Raw genomic sequence first — 521 nt, 5'->3', positions numbered from 1 at the left:
TCCGCGATCTTCGCCACGGCGTCCACCCCGTTTCCCGCCCACGAACGATCCTCGCGCGCGATATAGCTCCGCTTGTAGTCTGCCGGCCGTTCCACGTAGTCGTCGAGCGATCCAACCATGTTGGTCTTACCCATCCAGGAGGTGAGAGCCCGCAAGTGTGTCAGCCGCAGTTCCACCGTCCCGACGTTCAGCTTCTGCTCCAGGACCCAGTAACGCACCAGCCACTGAATGTGCTTCTGTCTGAGGTTATACGGCGTTGTGAGGGCGAAGCCGCCGTCGCGAAGGTCCACAAACATCTTCAGCAGCGCTTGCGCGCGCTGACGTTGCGACATTTGCGACAGCGACCGACCACTGACTCGGGTTGTACTGTGCGGCGAATGCAGGTGCGCCGCAGCTAGCACCGCGAACGCCGATTTCAGACTCTCGGGGAGATTGTATGCGGCCAGGACCGCGCGCAGGTTGATACCCTTGCTCATCGTTGTCTGTCTTCTCTCCAACCGCAGGTGCCCTTCGCCATCGCG

General features: G+C 61.4%; 1 pseudogene. It reads right to left on the bottom strand.

Annotation, left to right across the window (positions count from 1 at the left end):
- A pseudogene (locus CF70_RS17490) lies at window positions 1-476 on the bottom strand (phage integrase N-terminal domain-containing protein); the annotation flags it as partial.
- Window positions 477-521 lie beyond the last annotated feature (45 nt).

The organism is Cupriavidus sp. SK-3 (assembly GCF_000611145.1).
Classification (GTDB): domain Bacteria; phylum Pseudomonadota; class Gammaproteobacteria; order Burkholderiales; family Burkholderiaceae; genus Cupriavidus.
The sequence above is the reverse complement of the archived record's forward strand: the minus strand, read 5'-3'. Positions and strand labels throughout refer to the sequence as shown.